The sequence below is a fragment of the Pseudomonas sp. NFACC02 genome (assembly GCF_900110765.1).
Taxonomy (GTDB): domain Bacteria; phylum Pseudomonadota; class Gammaproteobacteria; order Pseudomonadales; family Pseudomonadaceae; genus Aquipseudomonas.
This window is the reverse complement of record NZ_FOEO01000068.1, coordinates 1-16,732: the sequence shown is the minus strand read 5'-3', so window position 1 is coordinate 16,732 and position 16,732 is coordinate 1. Positions and strand designations below refer to the sequence as shown.

Here is a 16,732-nt window from a genome sequence, read left to right as displayed (position 1 = left end):
CAAAATCAGGCAACCGGTTATACCTGACACTCCGCATGCACCGGTTTTGCTGCCGGTTCCCGGCAGATCGCGGGACAAGCCACGCTCCTACAGTTAAGAATGCAGCGCGGACGATTGATGCACGCATCAAGAAAGCGAGGAGCGTTAGCTCCAGCCAGCATTGCTTCTATACGCGATGGCTCAGACAACACAAAACGCAACTTGGGTGCAGGCCAAACGTAGACGACGCGGAGTGGGTCGAGCGGCATGGATGCCGCGAGAGCGCCGTCAGGGCATGGATGCCCGTTCGGCGCGGGCCCACGGAGCGTCGTCGGAGTGCGGGAACCCGAGGAACGAGGGCCCAACCAGGAGCAAAAGCGCTTTGGTTACTTCGCGCTTTTCGAAAGTGACCCGCCGTAAGGGCGGAACCCTAAGCAGCCGTTACCGCAGCAACGGATATACACACAGAACCAAGGCCATTCACATAAAACCTCGTTCCAAGATTCAAAGCCTCTCCAACGCCGCCGTACTGCGCTCAAACCACTGCGTCAGATAATCAGCCATCACCTGAATCCTTCTCGGCAGATGCCCTTCGAACGGATGCACCAGATACAACGACGAAACCGGCGTCTGATAATCCCGCAGCAACCACACCAACCGTCCCTCATCCAGCTCGTTATGCACCATATAAGAAGGCAACCGCGCAATCCCCGCGCCCACCAGCGCAGCCCTCTTCAGCAAACCGTAGTGATTACTGGCGAACGTGCCACGTACATTCACCCGCGTCAGTTCATGGTGCTGGTGATAGACCCAGGTCTCACGACCTGCGTAATGACTGTTCAACAGGCAACGGTGTACGCGCAAGGCTTCCGGCGTCTGCGGCGCGCCGTGCCGGGCGACGTAGTCCGGGCTCGCGCAGGTCAGCTCCTGCAGCGACAACAACGGTTTGGCGACCAGCCGCTCATCGATACCGACACTGGAACGGATACCCAGATCGAACCCGTCGCGGCGCATGTCGCGGAATTGATTGTTCAGGTCCAGCTCGACCTGCACGTCGGGGTAGCTGTTCGAGAACTCGGTCAGCAGTCCCTCAAAAAACGTTTCTCCGACTGAAACCGGCACGGTCAGGCGCACCGTGCCGACCAGGCTTTCGCTGAGATACGCCATGGCGTCCCGTACTCGATCCCTCTGCGCCAGCAGCGCGCGGGCTTCGGGCAGCAGAATCGCCCCGGCAGAGGTCAGGGTCAGGCTGCGGGTGGTGCGGTGCAGCAGCGTCACGCCGTAGCTTTTTTCCAGCTTGCTGATGCGTTTGGACAGTTGGCTGGTGCTGGTGTCCAGCCATTGCGCGGCCAGGGTGAAGCTGTTGGCCTCAACCAGCATGGCAAACGCCGCAAGATCGTCCATTTCACTCATGATTGTTTCCTTTCTGACAAACCGGGATTGCCGTTTGGCCCATTTATCCGTGGACCAGGACGGCGGACACTGGGCGCCTGATCCATTAACGGGAAGGACTGCAACGTGAAGATTCTATTGATTGGCGCTGGCGGAACCATTGGCACGGCGATCGAGAAGGAATTGGCGCCACGCCATGACATCGTTCGCATTGGCCGTAACAGCGGCGATGAGCATGTCGATATTAGTGACAGCGCATCAATCCGCAAACTGTTCGAACGGACAGGTCCTTTCGATGCATTGATCTGCGCGGCCGGCAATGTCACGTTCGCCCCTTTGGGCGAGATGACCGAAGAATCCTTCGCCCTGGGTTTGCGCGACAAACTCATGGGTCAGGTCAACCTGCTGTTGATCGGTCGCGAGTTTGCCAATGATGGCGCGTCGTTCACCTTCACCACCGGCATCACCAGCCACGATCCGATCCGGACCGGCGTGTCTGCCAGCCTGGTCAATGGTGCCATTGACGCCTTTGTGTGCGCTGCCGCCATCGAGATGCCGCGCGGGATGCGGGTCAACTCGGTGAGCCCCAACGTACTGGTCGAAGCCATGGGCAGCTACGCGCCCTACTTCCGCGGTTTCAAACCGGTGTCCGGCGCAGACGTGGCGCTGGCCTATGCAAAAAGCGTCGAGGGGCTGCAGACCGGACAGACCTACCACGTCGGTTAATCGCCTCTTGTGATGAGCGAGCAGCCTGAGTAACGTGGCGGCACTTGTCTGGAGACCCGCCACATGCTCGCTGCCCGTTCCGTCCTGATGTTCGCCTTGTTGCCCTTATTCGCCGGCTGCCAACTGCTCCCTTCGCAATCCGCTGACAGCAAAGTCTCCACGGCCGGGATGCTGCGCATGCAGGGCACGCTCAGCGGCGACAGCGGCAAACTGTATTTCCAGCCGTGCAGCGAGCAACGCCGCTACGCCGTGATCGACAAGGGCAACACCGGCATCCTGCAGGAAGCGGCTTCGGTCGTGGACAAGAGCGGCAAGGCTTTCGCCGATGTGCGTGGCAACTTCGTCGCCAGCAAGGCACAAGGCAGTGACGGTCAGGCTGACGTGTATCAGTTGTATCGCGTCGAGCGCCCGGGCAATGCCTGTGAAGACCCCAACTTCAAGCGCCTGACCATTCATGCCAGCGGCAACGGACCGAAATGGAACCTCAATGCCAGTGGCAAAGGCATGGTGCTGGAACGTGAAGGTCAGGACGAGTTTGCGGTGCCTTACATGGAAGAGCAGATGCCCGGAGGTCGCTTCAACCTGATCACCGACGCCAACGATCAGCATGTCGAGCTGTACGTCGCCCCACAACGCTGCGTCGATCCGGTGAACGGCTCCGTGCAGCATCTGACAGCCGAGTTGCGGGTCAACGGTCAGGTGCAGCGCGGCTGCGCGTATTTCGGGGCCATGCGCAACGATTGATCGTCCACGTCTCGACGCTGCAAAAGCGCGCTTGCCCGCGATCACGGTCTGTCTGCACATGATTCGTGACTGACATACCGTCATCGCGGGCAAGCGCGCTCCTCCGTTGGGCTTGTAAACGCCTCAACGGCCGACGTGTTGCTTACGTCGTCGCTCCAGCCAACGCTCATTGCTCAATCTGGCTTATAATCGCCGGTCCTTGTAGCGCTGCCGGGCCGACCCCGCCGCCCGAAACCGGACCTTTCAATGTTACGAATCACCGAATTCAAACTGCCGCTCGACCACGCGGACGACGCGCTGCGCCCTGCGCTCGTACAACGCCTGGGCATCGACAGCGACGAGCTGCTGGATTTCACCCTGTTCAAGCGCAGCTACGATGCGCGCAAGAAATCCACTGAACTGCAGTTCATCTACACCATCGACTTCCAGGTGCGCGACGAAGCCGCCCTGCTCAAGCGCCTGAGCCACGACAAGCACGTCACGACAGCGCCCGACGTCAGCTACAAAGTCGTCGGACATGCACCCGCGGACCTCAACGAACGCCCGCTGGTGGTCGGTTTCGGCCCGTGCGGCATCTTCGCCGGGCTATTGCTGGCCCAGATGGGTTTCAAGCCGATCATTCTCGAGCGCGGCAAAGAGGTCCGTCAGCGGACCAAAGACACCTGGGGCCTCTGGCGCAAGAGCGTGCTGAACCCCGAGTCCAACGTTCAGTTCGGTGAGGGCGGCGCAGGAACCTTCTCCGACGGCAAACTCTACAGCCAGATCAAGGACCCGCAATTTCACGGTCGCAAGGTTCTGCACGAGTTCGTCAAAGCCGGTGCGCCGGAAGAAATCCTCTACGTCAGCAAGCCGCACATCGGTACGTTCCGCCTGACGGGCGTCGTGGAAAACATGCGTCAGCAGATCGTAGCCCTGGGTGGCGAAGTCCGTTTCGAACAGCGCGTGACTGACGTCGTGATCGAGGACGGCCAGTTGCAGGGTGTGGTGCTCGACAGCGGCGAACGCATCGATTCGCGGCACGTCATCCTCGCGCTGGGCCACAGTGCCCGCGACACCTTCCGCATGCTCCACGGCCGTGGCGTGTACATGGAAGCCAAACCGTTTTCGGTGGGCTTTCGCATCGAACACCCGCAAGGTCTGATCGACCGCGCGCGCCTGGGCAAATATGCCGGTCACCCGAAACTGGGTGCAGCGGATTACAAACTGGTGCACCACGCCAAAAACGGTCGCTCGGTCTACAGCTTCTGTATGTGCCCTGGCGGCACCGTGGTCGCCGCCACCAGCGAACCGAACCGTGTCGTCACCAACGGCATGAGTCAGTACTCACGCAACGAGCGCAATGCCAACTCGGGCATCGTGGTGGGCATCACCCCGGACGAAGACTACCCGGGCAGCCCATTGGCGGGTATCGAGCTGCAGGAGCGGCTGGAGTCCCACGCCTACATCATGGGCGGCGAGAGCTACGAAGCGCCCGCGCAACTGGTGGGTGATTTCATTGCCGGCAAGGCATCGACTCAGTTGGGCAGCGTCGAGCCGTCCTACAAGCCCGGCGTGAAACTGACCGATCTGGCTGATGCCCTGCCCGCCTTCGCCATCGAAGCCATTCGTGAAGCGTTGCCGGCGTTCGACAAGCAGATCAGAGGCTTTTCGCAGCACGACGCCGTACTGACGGGCATCGAGACCCGCACCTCTTCGCCGCTGCGCATCACCCGAGGCGCCGATATGCAGAGCCTCAACGTCAAAGGGCTGTTTCCGGCGGGTGAAGGTGCCGGGTATGCAGGCGGCATCCTGTCGGCGGGTGTCGACGGCATTCGAATCGCCGAAGCACTGGCGAAGAGCATGTTGGGAATCACCGAATAACCGACGACATCGGAGATCGCTGTGGGAGCGAGTTCATTCGCGATACGGTAAGCCGGCCAGTGACTGACTGATGCTGCCTGACGTTTCGAGAACGAACGCGCTCCCACAGTTGTTTCTGACGCCAGCAGGGAAAATTCCTACAGCCCAGATGGAATAAGCCTTGTAGCACTTTGTAACGTATCTTCTTGTTATTTTGTATACATGATCATAGTCATTTTTTAATAACCAAATCGAATATAACTTTTGTTTTCAGAAATAAGCCGACGGGTTAGGGTGTCGCTCCTTTTGCGCATGTCCATGGAGAGTGACCTTGCCCGTACGCAATACATTCAAACGCTTTTTCCAGCTCGAGGCGGCTGGCGGTCTGATGTTGATCGCCGCTGCCGCCCTCGCGCTTGTCATCAATAACTCGCCCCTGTCCTGGCTGTACAACGGCATGCTTGAAGTGCCCGTGGCGGTACAGATCGGCGCGTTGAACATCGCCAAACCACTGCTTCTCTGGATCAACGACGGGCTGATGGCACTGTTCTTCCTGCTCATCGGCCTGGAGGTCAAGCGCGAGGTGCTTCAAGGGCATCTGTCTCGCCCTTCGCAAATCGTCCTGCCCGGCGCTGCGGCGATCGGTGGCATGGTGGTTCCCGCCTTGTTTTTCTGGGCATTGAACAAAGACAATCCCGCCGCCATGAACGGCTGGGCCATCCCAATGGCGACGGACATTGCGTTCGCCCTGGGTGTTCTTGCCCTGCTCGGCAAACGCGTCCCGGTGTCGCTCAAGCTGTTCTTGATGACGCTGGCGATCATCGACGACCTCGGCGCAATCATCGTCATTGCCCTGTTCTACTCGGGTGAGCTGTCTAACCTGTCGCTGGCCATCGCCGCCGCCTCGCTTGTCACGCTGATCGGCATGAACCGGCTGGGCGTGGTGAAGCTGACGCCTTATCTGCTCGTGGGCCTGGTGCTGTGGGTGTGTGTGCTCAAAAGCGGCGTACACGCCACCCTGGCGGGCGTTATCCTCGCCTTTTGCATTCCACTGAAGACCCCGAAAGACGTGCCAGCGCCATTGCAGCATCTGGAGCACGCGCTGCATCCGTGGGTGGCTTACGCGATTCTGCCCCTGTTCGCCTTCGCCAACGCGGGCGTTTCACTGGCCGGTGTCACCCTGGAAAGTTTCACTCACCCTGTGCCGATGGGCATCGCGCTGGGGCTGTTGCTCGGCAAGACGCTGGGCGTCTTCGGGCTCACATGGCTGGCGGTCAGGATCGGAATGGCCGCGCTGCCAGCAGGTGCGAACTGGGGTCAGGTGCTGGGCGTCTCGATACTGTGCGGCATTGGCTTCACCATGAGCCTGTTTGTCGGCTCACTGGCGTTTGTGCCCGGACAGAGTGAGTTTGCGGGGATGGACCGGATGGGCATTCTGACCGGGTCGATACTGGCGGCGCTGATCGGTTACGCGATCACGGCGGCCTCCAGTGCCCGCACCGCTAAAGCGCAAACCTGAACGATGCGCAGCCGGTGAGCACAAACAAAAACGCCCCGAGACGTCAGGGCGTTTTTGTGTAAGCAGGTATTACATCAACCCGCTTCGGGCGTGACCAACGTCTTAGTGGCTGACGCGGCTGGTGCCGTTGACAGTCATGATGCGCACACGCTCACCCACGCGGAAAATTTCGTTTTCCTGGACTTCCTGCACGTAGGCACGCAGGGTGCCGTCGTCTTCACGCACGGTAATTTCCACGCCCTGCGCACGGGTCAAACCACCTTCGGCCGCTGAGCCCAACAAACCACCCGCAACCGCACCGATGACGGCAGTGACGATGCTGCCGCGGCCGCCACCAATGGCGCTACCACCCACGCCACCGACGATCGCACCTGCACCGGCACCGATCGGGGTCTTGGTGCCTTCAATCTTCACCGGACGCAGCGACTCGATCGTACCCAGGCGCACGGTCTGGACTTGGCGAGCTTCATCGCGCGAGTACGAGTCGCCGGTCAGGCTCGAAGTACAGCCGCCCAGCGTCAGCGCCATGGCGGTGAACGAAGCAGCCAACAGAACAGACTTACGCATAACATTTGCCTCCAGAGGAACAGGTAGCCATTAGACCCCGCGACGCCAATCGATGTCACGGTCCTGTGCCGATAATTTACGTTTATTCAGGCGCTATACAGAAAGTCGCCAGCGTCTACCAGTATGGACGACGACCCACCGGATAGATTCAAAGAATCGTTGTGCTGCCGCCGAAGCGTTATGGCGCGAGGCGTTCCCGCGTCCACTGAGCATCGACCAGACGGTAGTTCAGGCGGTCATGCAAACGGCTTGGACGACCTTGCCAGAACTCGATGCGGTCCGGTACCAGGCGATAGCCGCCCCAATGCTCGGGACAGTCAGGTTGCGTGTCCATAAAGCGTGCCTCGGTGGCCTTGAGCAGCCCTTCGAGCGCCTCGCGACCTGCGATGACCTGGCTTTGTGGCGATGCCCAGGCACCCAGGCGGCTGCCGAGTGGGCGAACTTGAAAATAGGCATCGGATTCGTCGTGAGAGACCTTCATGACCCGCCCTTCGATGCGCACCTGACGCTCCAGAGTCGGCCAGAAGAAGGTCATGGCGGCAAAGGGTCGTGCAGCAAGCTGCTGCCCTTTGGCGCTGTCGTAATTGGTGAAGAAGGTAAAGCCTTGGGTGTCGAGGCCCTTCAGCAGCAGGACCCGGCAGTGAGGGCGACCGTCACCATCGACAGTCGCCAGCGTCATCGCGTTGGCTTCAACCGGCGCCTGCTCGGTCTTCACCGCCTCGTCGAACCATTGGTGGAACAACGCAAAAGGTTCTTCCGGCGCCTGCGCCTCAGTCAAACCTTCGCGGGCGTAGTTGCGACGCATATCAGCCAGATTCTGGCTCATCACTGCCTTCCTTTATCGAAATCCGTGAGCGGGATAGCGATATTACCCTCAGTTGTTGCTGGCTTGTGCGTCAGCTGCAGGTTTCTTGGCGGCGGCTTTTGCGGGCGCGGCCTTCTTGGCCTTGGTGGGCGCCGCTTTCTTCGCAGGTGCCTTCTTGGCGGTCGACGCCTTGGCCGTCGCGGCTTTCTTCGCGGGTGCCGCGGACTTGGTCGGGGCCGCTTTGATGGCAGGCGCAGGTGCAACCACCGGAGCAGTCTGCTTCACGGCGACCATGGTCGGTGCCGGTGCAGGCGTCATGTTGTACTTGGCCATCAGGGCCACCATGGTGTCCTGCGGCGTCATGATGATTTCCACACGACGATTCAGTGCGCGACCGGCAGCACTGTCATCGGCTGCGCGCGGCATGACGTTACCCAGACCACGCAGGTTCAGTCGATTACGCTCCAGGCCGCTCAGGCGGAAGATGGCGGCGACGGACTGTGCACGTTGCTGACTGATCTTCAGGTTCGCGTCGCTGGCGACGTCGCTGTGGCCCAGCACCAGCACGGCAGACTTCTGGTCGCCTTCGACGATCTTGGCCATCCGGGTGATCGGGCCCAGATTGACGGGCAACAGCATTTCAGGACGATCCGGGTTGAACGTGCTGTCCGCCGGGGCCGTTACGACCAACACGTCTTCGCGACGCTCCAGTTCGAACTTGCTGTCCTTGATGGCTTCGCGCACGCGAGGCTCGTATTGATCGAGCCAGGCCTGAGTGACCTTCGGATCAACCTTCGGCACTGCCGGTGCTGCGTCTTTTTTGGCTTCGTTGCCGCCGAACGGCCACCACCATTTGGTGCCATCGTCAGCTTTCGCCACGGCGGGCTTGGCGGCAGGCTGGGTCGCTGCCAGCTCGGGTTTCTTTTCAGTCGCGCCGTGGTCAGAGCCAAATGGCCAATACCAGTGCGTGCCGCTCTCGGCTTCGGTTTTCGCGACTTCAGCAGCCGCCGGACTGGCCGCAGGTTTTACAGGGGCTGCCGCGTCAGCGCTTTTCCCGGAGCCGAACGACCACCAATGGTCATTGTTGGCCGAGGTGTCCTGGGGAGTCTGTGCGCAACCGGTAACGGCGATACAGAATGCAAATGCGAGGCTTTTGTTGGCAGACATGGGTGACCCACACAAATAATTGATCAGAAAATGAACGAAGCAGCGCTCATATAACACGCATGAACGCTGAGTTGGAAAAGGAAACCGCCCTACGGTGCCGTTATGGGCGGATTAACTGACAGTCGGTAGAACAAGCACTTATCGGCGATAGTTATTGCAAACACTCACCAAGCACTCGAACCAGACGCTGAGCACGCGGATCCATCAACACATACGGACCCAACGTATTCGTCACGAAGCCAAAAGCCACGTCGCGTTCGGGATCGGCGAAGCCCACCGATCCCCCTGCACCGGGATGGCCGAACGATTTTGCGCCCAGACCGAACGTCGCGTTGGGCACGGTCGGCTGATCGAGCATGCACCCCAGACCGAATCGCGTCTGGGTCAACAATGTCTTGTCCTGTCCGATACTGTGCTCACGCGTCAGTTCGTTGATCAGGTCGGCGTCCAGCAGGCTGCCATCGAGCAATCCGCTGTAGAAACCCGCCAGGCTACGTGCATTACCGTGGCCGTTGGCAGCCGGCTGTTGCATGCGCCGCCACTCCGGTTTGTTGGTGCTGGTCATGATCGACGGCGGGTTGGTGAAAGCCCGCGCGGTCATGGACGTGGGTTCACGCATCGTGGTCTGGACCAGCCGCTGGGCAGCTTCATCGCCCATGTTGCCCTTGCCCCGCGCGATGTGCGCCACACGATGGAACTCCTCATCCGCAAGACCCACATGGAAATCCAGCCCCAGCGGCCTGGCAATCCGGGCCGCGATGGACTCACCCGGTCCGCGGCCGTCGGCCCGGCGAATCATTTCGCCCACCAGCCAGCCGTAGGTGATCGCGGCGTAGCCGTGACCTTGACCCGGCTTCCACCACGGCTCTTCCGCCGCCAGCGCGTCAGTCATCGCTTCCCAGTTGTACAAAGCCTCGGCGGGCAACATGTCATGAATCGCAGGCAGGCCCGCTTGATGGCAAAGCAACTGACGGAGCGTGATCGCCTGTTTGCCTGCGGCCGCGAACTCGGGCCACAGGCGTGAAACCGGTTCGTCCAGGTCCAGTTTGCCTTCGCCCACCAGTTGCAGCGCGGTGACCGACGTGAAGGTCTTGGTGCAGGAAAACAGATTGGCGATGGTATCGCTCTGCCAGACCTCCGTGCCGTCCTTGTCAGCCGTGCCAGCCCACAGGTCGAGCACGGTTTGACCGCCGATCTGCACACACAAGGCCGCGCCACGCTCTTGGGGATCGTCGAAAAGGGTCGCAAAGGCCTCGCGCACCGCTTCGAATTGAAGCTCGAAATGACCTTGAATCTGCACGGTTCTGCTCTCCGGTCCGGGACTGCACAAAATGGCGTGCATTGTTCCAGCGATTTGAGGGTTTGTGAACCGCCACGCAAGGTCATTCGCGTAGCTCATCCTGCAGGATCAGCGCCGTTACTGAGCCTTGCCAATCACATCCACCACCTGCCCATTGGCTTTACGCACCGCCTCCACGAAGCCTTGGTAGGGGATGTCGGTAATCCCGACGAGACCCAGGTGGCCGTTCTCCCCGTCCAGCATGCGACCGGTTGCCGGTTGGTCCAGATACTGGAACCAGTGCACGCCGACAATGGATGGCTCGGCCAACGCGCTTTTCAGGAAGTTCGCATAAGCGGGACCACGATCCTCTTCGCGGGCCACTTCCATGACGCCGCCCCAGAAAGGCCCGCGATCACGAGAGCCAAAGTGGAACTCACTGACCAGCACAGGCTTGTCGAGCACGCGCAATCTGGCGAAGTCCACCCCGTCCTGCGGCTTCAGCGTGTAAAGGTTGAAACTCAGCACGTCACAGTATTTGGCGCAGGCCTCGATGGCCTCGGGCGAGCTGACACTGAAACGCCCACCCAGCAGCAAATGGTTAGGCGCATGCCACTTCAGCGCGTCGGAAATGGTTTTGAAATAGGTTTCGGCAAACACCCGCTGGAAATATTTGAAGTCATTTTCGATTTCCGGGTGCTCAGGGCTCGGCAATGGCGGTTCAAAACCAGGGTCCTCCATCAACTCCCACGCGGGCAGGTCTATCCCCCACGCTTTGGATAACCCTTCCTGATTGCGGTACTTGTCACGCAACTGCTTGAGGAATGCGCGCTTGGCAGGCACATCCGTCGTCAGTTTCAGCGTGCCGTACGCCAGCGCATAGCGGTCATGAGGATCGTCACCCGGGGCCGCCCACGCCAGTTCGTTATCGGCGAAATAGCCGATCAGGTACGGATCGTCGCGGTGATCGCGAGCCGCAATGGCCACGGCACGTTCAGTGGCCATCGCAAAACGCGGATCGAACGGATCAGGCATGCCGCCCCACCAGTCATGACCGGTGCTGATGCTGACGTAGTCGCCAACGATGGACAACGGCAAGGTGTAAGGCACATGGCTTTGCGCGCTGTTCTCAGGCGTCGCGAGTGCGGGCTCGCTCCAGTTGCCAATGGTGTTGAAGCCCCACGCCTGGAGGCGCTGCAAGGTGTGTTCAGCCCATCGTTGGGGATCGACCGCACCGTAAGTGCGTTGCAGGTTCGCGCCGTAGAAATCGAACGTGCGGCCCTGGTCGAAATGCCGGTCCTTGCTTGCGCCGGTGCCGCGATGATCATTCCCTTTGCCATAGAAGGTCGCCAACGGATCGCCGTCTGCGGGCAAGCTGCTGAACATCGACTCTCGGCCTTCGACGTAAGTCTGGCTGTCGTCCGCCGTGACGGCGTTGACGCCCAGCGAATAGAACGGATGCCCTTCCGGGGTCACCAGGTACCACCGGTCATTGCGTTTCTCGGTGCGGAAAAAGCCCTTTGCCTCGAAGGCAGGTCCCTTCAGCAGGCCACCATATTTGTCCTGGGCGGGACGGTCTTTCAGCCACGCCTTGAGCTGCGATTGCTCTTTGCTGGCGAGGGCCTTGAGCTGATCGTCGCTGCTGATCTTTTCCGGCCATTTACCCCGGGTGTACTGCCCGTAACCGTCGAGCAAGTGGGTATACGCCGCTTTTTGGATCGCGTCGCCTTCCTGCACGCCAAACTTTTCGATCAATACGCTCTGCGCCACGTTGGGTTGGGACATCGACACCGTCACAGAACTGACCTGTGCAGGATTCAGTTCACCCTCGGTATTGGCCAGCAACACGCGCTGGCCCTCGTAGGTCCACGGCATGGGCGGCCCTACCCGCATGCCCTGACTCAGCGGTGAACTGGCCTGCAGCGGGACGATGAGGGTTTGCGCAGGCCCGGCCGGAAGGTCGATCCGGCTGTTGAGGGTCTTGCCATCGCTGCTCTGGATTTGCACATACAGGGTCAGCGCCCAGTCCATCGCACTCTGAATGCGCAAGGTCATGGCGCTGTCGGCGCTCCAGTCCCAGACACCGGTTTGCGGCGTCAGCCGAAGACTGGGTTTTGCGACCGGATTGAAGACGATGCGCCGCAGCACCTCGCCCTCGGCGGTTTGTTCGGCGTTGGCTTGCGGCAACGAGGCGTCCTGCGTCGTGACTTGCACCACGTCGGCAGGCCTGACGAAATTGAACAGCGTCTGCTGGCCGTCGGGGGCGGCATACACAGGTCCTGCGCACGCGATGGCGAGGACGGCAGACAGTGAACGGCGAATCATCTGATCGGGTGCTCCTTGATCATCGGAAACTCTATCGCAGCATCAGCGCGCACGATGGAGGGGGCCGAGATAAGACCCGATCAACCGAGTTTCATCCCCGACCCCTTTCAGGAAATTTCGCGGCGGAAGGGAGGCAGTGCATTAAGGATCGCCTTGCCGTAACGCTGGGTGACCACGCGACGGTCGAGCAGCGTAATGATGCCGCGGTCCTTCTCGGTCCGCAGCAGCCGGCCACAGGCCTGAATGAGCCGCAACGAAGCGTCGGGCACGGCGATTTCCATGAAGGGGTTGCCACCTCGGGCTTCGATCCACTCGGCCAGTGCCGCTTCCACCGGATCGTCCGGGACAGCGAACGGGATCTTGGCAATCACCACGTGTTCGCAATACGCGCCCGGCAGGTCGACCCCTTCAGCGAAGCTGGCCAGCCCGAACAACACGCTCTCATCGCCGCCGTCGACCCGGGCCTTGTGCTTGTTGAGGGTTTCCTGCTTCGACAGGTTGCCCTGAATGAACACACGCTTGCGCCAGTCACGCTCAAGACCGTCAAAGACTTCCTGCATCTGTTTGCGAGAGGAGAACAGCACCAGTGTGCCTTTTGACCCCTCGACCAGACCGGGCAGTTCGCGAATGATCGCAGCCGTGTGTTCAGCGGCATTGCGCGGATCGGCTTTCAGATCCGGAACCCGTAACACACCGGCATCGGCGTGATGGAACGGACTCGGCACCACGGCGGTGACGGCGTCCTTGGGCAGACCGGCGCGCATCCGGAAACGGTCGAATTTGCCCAGCGCCGTCAGCGTCGCCGACGTGACCAATGCGCCATAGGCCACGTTCCACAGGTTGCGACGCAACATCTCCGCAGCCAGGATCGGGCTGGCATTGACTTCGATGTCGAACAACGAGCCGCTTTCGGCGAGGGTCAGCCAGCGTGCCATGGGCGGGCTGTTTTCCGGGTCTTCGGCGGTGAATGCGGTCCACAGCTCCCAGTTACCGTGCGCACGGGCCAGCAAGCTGCCGAACAGCGGGTACCATTCCTCGGCCTGATGGCTGGCGATGCCGATATTCACTTCGCCGTCCATGCCTTCCTTGAGCAGTTCGGTCAGACGCGTGAACAGATCGTCGAGCCGGGCGAACCCTTTCTTAAGCTCAATGCCCATCTCACGCATGTGCTCAGGCACCACACCGCCGACGAAGCGATGACGCGGACGCTCGCGCCCTTCCATATCCTCGCCGGCCTTGAAGTCGGCCAGTTGCTCACAGGCGGTGAACATGAACTGCTGGTGAGTCTTGATCTCCCGCGCCAGCTCCGGCACTTGCTCGATCAGCTTGCCCAGGTCGCCGGGCAAGGGATGCTGGGCCAGCAACTTGGTGAGATTCTTGGCCGTCTGCTCCAGCCAGTCCGCCGTTGATCGCAGACGGCTGAAATGCGCGAAGTGGCCGATGGCCTTGTCCGGAAGGTGGTGGCCTTCGTCGAACACATAAAGGGTGTCGCGAGGATCGGGCAGAACGGCGCCCCCGCCGAGCGCGAGGTCGGCCAGAACCATGTCATGGTTGGTGACGATAACGTCGACTTTTCCCATGCCTTCGCGCGCCTTGTAGAACGCGCACTGCTGAAAATTCGGACAATGTCGGTTGGTACACTGGCTGTGATCGGTGGTCAGTCGCGCCCAATCCTGGTCGGCCAGCTCTTGAGGCCAGCTGTCGCGATCGCCGTCCCACTTGTTGCCCGCCAGCTTCTCGATCATGGCGGTGAACAGTTTCTGACTGGCCTCATCGACCTCGATCTTGAAGCCTTCCTCTTCGAAAAGCTGCGCCGTGGCGCTTTGCGCGTTGCCTTCCTGCAGCAGCATGTCGAGTTTGGACAGGCACATGTAGCGACCGCGCCCCTTGGCCAGCGAGAACGTAAAGCTCAGCCCGCTGTTGCGCATCAGGTCGGGCAGGTCCTTGTGGACGATCTGCTCCTGCAACGCCACGGTGGCTGTGGCAATGACCAGGCGTTTGCCAGCCGCCTTCGCCGTCGGAATCGCGGCAATGGCGTAGGCCACTGTCTTGCCAGTACCGGTACCCGCTTCCACCGCCACCACCGCCGGGTCGCCGGAACGCCGGCCTTCCTCGTCGGTGTCTACGTCTCCCAGCACTTTGGCGACCTCGGCGATCATCAAACGCTGGCCGTAGCGAGGTTTGAGGCTCTTGGCTTCGAGGAAACGCGAATAGGCGCCCTGAATCTGGGATTTGAGTTCGGTGCTGATCATGGGCTGGGTCGTTGGCTCGGCGTCACGGTGCTGAATGAAAACATAAAAAAACCGCTGGATATATCTCCAGTCTTCGGAGGGCGGCTATCATACCGCGCTAATGCTTTCTGCGCAGAACGGAGTTTCCGATGTCGCCTGTAGCCTTTGTCTACACCTTGCACCTCCTGTCGGCTGTCGTCTGGGTAGGAGGCATGTTCTTCGCGTGGATGATTCTGCGACCGGCGGTCATCGCGGCGCTGGAAGGGCCGTCACGCCTGAAACTGTGGCTGCAGGTATTTCCGCGCTTTTTTGTGTGGGTCTGGTGCGCCGTCATTCTGTTGCCGGTGACAGGCATCGGAATGATCCACCTCCAGTTCAGCGGCTTTCAGACCGCCCCGCGCTATGTTCAGGTCATGATGGGGCTGTACGTGGTCATGGTGGCGCTGTTCCTGCGCATTTCCACGTTGAACCTGCCGGAGCTGCGCAAAGCGGTAGCCGCCGAACAGTGGCCTGACGGCGTGGCCGCCTTGGGGAAGATCAGGCGTCTGGTGGGGATCAACCTGATGGTGGGGATTGTGGTGATAGCGATTGCGGCCATCAGACCGACATTCTGACTTGTAGCAGCGCGCCTGCCCGCGAAAGAGGTGTCTGACGATACAAACAGTTCGATCGTACTGACGTCATCGCGGGCAAGCGCGCTCCTACAGGAGCACGCGCTGCGGTTAAAGCTTGCGAACGATCACAGATCCTGCGGGGCCGACTGCTCCAGACTGGCCCTTCTCGCCGTTCTTGCCTGACTTGGCACCGTCTGCACGGTAGACGAGACAGCCCTTGGAGGCGCCTCCCTTACCGCCACGGCCGCCTTCACCGCCAACGCCGCCCGCGCCGCCTTGCACATTGACTTTCACGCGGTCGTCGGGAAACGCCTGAGGCAACTCCAGTCGTACCAGGGCACCCGGCGCGCCATCCTTGCCGTTGCCCCCGTTATCGCCATCGAAACCCCGGCTGGCCGAACCCCAGGTGCATCCCGGGTCCTGGCCATTGCCGCCATCAAGCCCCACGTAACCCGGCGAACCTGCACCACCGCGCGCATCGATAAACAGTTCATCGGCGTTCAACTGTTCCATGCGAACGTTCAGGTTACGCCCTGGCGACGGCGGCTTTTCAAACGTGCCCGGCGCCCCCCGTGCGGTGATCTGCGCGCCGCTGCCCATCTCGCCTCGCTTGACCTGCAACGTGAACGGCTCGGCACCAGGGACGATCGCAATACGCGACTCATGGCCCATGACCAATTGCCCTACCTGCACTTCCGTGAGCCCGGCGGGGATCAGCAATGTTCCGTAGTCCGCCACCTCCAGACGATCCAGTTGCAGGACACTGGTGTTGCTCGGCAGGCGCATCAGCGAATGCGGCTCCACCGAAATGGCCTGCGCCATCGTCCAGGAACTGCTCAAGGCCGACAGCAGGCCCGCCGTTATCAGCAACGCATTACGCATGGTGAACCTCCGCCTGGCGGCGACCGAAAGATTGCAGATGGAAAATACCGAAAATCAGGATCTGTAAACGGTCGAACCAGGGATGCGAACGTCCCCGCACACTGCCGTTGAAGAGAAACAGTTCCATGACATGGGTCAGCAGCAACAGACTGCCCGCCAGCTTGATCAACATATCGAAGGGAATCGGCAGAACAACGGCCTGGTTGACCAGCACCACCGACCAGAACCCCAACGTCACGACTTTCCCCAACCCCCAAAACAACTTCATGACACGCCCCTGGTATTTTTTTATTACTGCGTTGCGAAAAGCTTCGCGCACAGTACGGCGACGAGCGTGACTATGCCAGAGGGTGGGCGTAAAAGTCGTGGGTTCAGGGAATCTGCGGATGCGCGTTACAGACGACGAAACGCGCTGAGCGGTCGATCTGCCCTTTGCCGTGCCCTTGACCTGCCTTTGCTCTGCTTTTGATCTGCTTTGCCCTTCGTGCGGAGATAGCTCAACCGACGCAAAACGCGACTTGGGTGCAGGCTGAACGCAGGCGACGCGCAGTGGGCCGAGCGGCATGGATGCCGCGAGAGCGCCGTCAGGACATGGATGTCCGTTCGGCGCGGGCCCACGGAGCGTCGCCGGAGTGAAGGAACCCGACGCAGGAGGGCCAAGCC

At 60.8% G+C, this 16,732-nt stretch carries 14 protein-coding genes; 5 read left to right on the top strand and 9 right to left on the bottom strand.

The genetic code is table 11. The features are described 5' to 3' along the window. Positions 1 to 483: 483 nt before the first annotated feature. Positions 484 to 1,392 (bottom strand): LysR family transcriptional regulator, encoded by a 909-nt coding sequence (locus BMY73_RS26925; protein WP_092410928.1) that lies wholly within the window; start codon positions 1,390 to 1,392, stop codon positions 484 to 486. A 105-nt stretch (positions 1,393 to 1,497) separates the two neighbouring features. On the opposite strand from BMY73_RS26925, the gene BMY73_RS26920 reads away from it, so the two are divergent. The 4 genes from BMY73_RS26920 to nhaA all read left to right on the top strand — a co-directional run bounded on the left by BMY73_RS26920 (position 1,498) and on the right by nhaA (position 6,199). After that, entirely contained in the window at positions 1,498 to 2,097 is a 600-nt protein-coding gene (locus BMY73_RS26920; RefSeq protein WP_092410926.1) for a short chain dehydrogenase, read from the top strand. A 63-nt stretch (positions 2,098 to 2,160) separates the two neighbouring features. Beyond that, a complete protein-coding gene (locus BMY73_RS26915; protein ID WP_092410924.1) occupies positions 2,161 to 2,841 on the top strand; it encodes a COG3650 family protein in 681 nt (226 codons plus the stop codon). Between the two features lie 246 nt (positions 2,842 to 3,087). Beyond that, the gene (locus tag BMY73_RS26910) at positions 3,088 to 4,701 is read left to right on the top strand and encodes an NAD(P)/FAD-dependent oxidoreductase (protein WP_092410922.1); all 1,614 of its coding nucleotides are present in this window, start codon (positions 3,088 to 3,090) and stop codon (positions 4,699 to 4,701) included. A gap of 310 nt (positions 4,702 to 5,011) precedes the next feature. Further along, positions 5,012 to 6,199: a Na+/H+ antiporter NhaA gene (gene nhaA / locus BMY73_RS26905; RefSeq protein ID WP_092410920.1), complete on the top strand. Its 1,188-nt coding sequence runs from the start codon at positions 5,012 to 5,014 to the stop codon at positions 6,197 to 6,199. A gap of 102 nt (positions 6,200 to 6,301) precedes the next feature. Here the strand turns inward: nhaA and BMY73_RS26900 are convergent, their stop codons facing one another. From BMY73_RS26900 to dinG, 6 genes are all read right to left on the bottom strand, one after another. Beyond that, on the bottom strand, positions 6,302 to 6,766 hold the full coding sequence (locus BMY73_RS26900) for an outer membrane lipoprotein (RefSeq protein ID WP_062387869.1): 465 nt from the start codon (positions 6,764 to 6,766) through the stop codon (positions 6,302 to 6,304). Between the two features lie 178 nt (positions 6,767 to 6,944). After that, the gene (gene pdxH / locus BMY73_RS26895) at positions 6,945 to 7,592 is read right to left on the bottom strand and encodes a pyridoxamine 5'-phosphate oxidase (protein ID WP_062387871.1); all 648 of its coding nucleotides are present in this window, start codon (positions 7,590 to 7,592) and stop codon (positions 6,945 to 6,947) included. 48 nt (positions 7,593 to 7,640) lie between these two features. Then, positions 7,641 to 8,738 carry an OmpA family protein gene (locus BMY73_RS26890; RefSeq protein WP_092410918.1) on the bottom strand — a complete coding sequence of 366 codons (1,098 nt, stop codon included), beginning with the start codon at positions 8,736 to 8,738 and terminating at the stop codon, positions 7,641 to 7,643. 151 nt (positions 8,739 to 8,889) lie between these two features. Continuing rightward, positions 8,890 to 10,038: a serine hydrolase domain-containing protein gene (locus BMY73_RS26885; protein ID WP_092410917.1), complete on the bottom strand. Its 1,149-nt coding sequence runs from the start codon at positions 10,036 to 10,038 to the stop codon at positions 8,890 to 8,892. A gap of 117 nt (positions 10,039 to 10,155) precedes the next feature. Next, positions 10,156 to 12,342 carry a beta-galactosidase gene (locus BMY73_RS26880; RefSeq protein WP_092410915.1) on the bottom strand — a complete coding sequence of 729 codons (2,187 nt, stop codon included), beginning with the start codon at positions 12,340 to 12,342 and terminating at the stop codon, positions 10,156 to 10,158. A 107-nt stretch (positions 12,343 to 12,449) separates the two neighbouring features. Next, positions 12,450 to 14,594 (bottom strand): ATP-dependent DNA helicase DinG, encoded by a 2,145-nt coding sequence (dinG, locus tag BMY73_RS26875; RefSeq protein ID WP_062387885.1) that lies wholly within the window; start codon positions 14,592 to 14,594, stop codon positions 12,450 to 12,452. 128 nt (positions 14,595 to 14,722) lie between these two features. On the opposite strand from dinG, the gene BMY73_RS26870 reads away from it, so the two are divergent. Beyond that, positions 14,723 to 15,187 (top strand): CopD family protein, encoded by a 465-nt coding sequence (locus BMY73_RS26870; RefSeq protein WP_062387887.1) that lies wholly within the window; start codon positions 14,723 to 14,725, stop codon positions 15,185 to 15,187. Between the two features lie 108 nt (positions 15,188 to 15,295). On the opposite strand, the gene BMY73_RS26865 is transcribed toward BMY73_RS26870, so the two are convergent. Together BMY73_RS26865 and BMY73_RS26860 are read right to left on the bottom strand one after the other, a co-directional pair. After that, on the bottom strand, positions 15,296 to 16,069 hold the full coding sequence (locus BMY73_RS26865; protein ID WP_092410913.1) for a hypothetical protein: 774 nt from the start codon (positions 16,067 to 16,069) through the stop codon (positions 15,296 to 15,298). Beyond that, a complete protein-coding gene (locus tag BMY73_RS26860) occupies positions 16,062 to 16,337 on the bottom strand; it encodes a DUF1145 domain-containing protein (protein ID WP_062387893.1) in 276 nt (91 codons plus the stop codon). Before BMY73_RS26860 ends, BMY73_RS26865 begins: the two co-directional genes overlap by 8 nt. Positions 16,338 to 16,732: the final 395 nt, after the last annotated feature.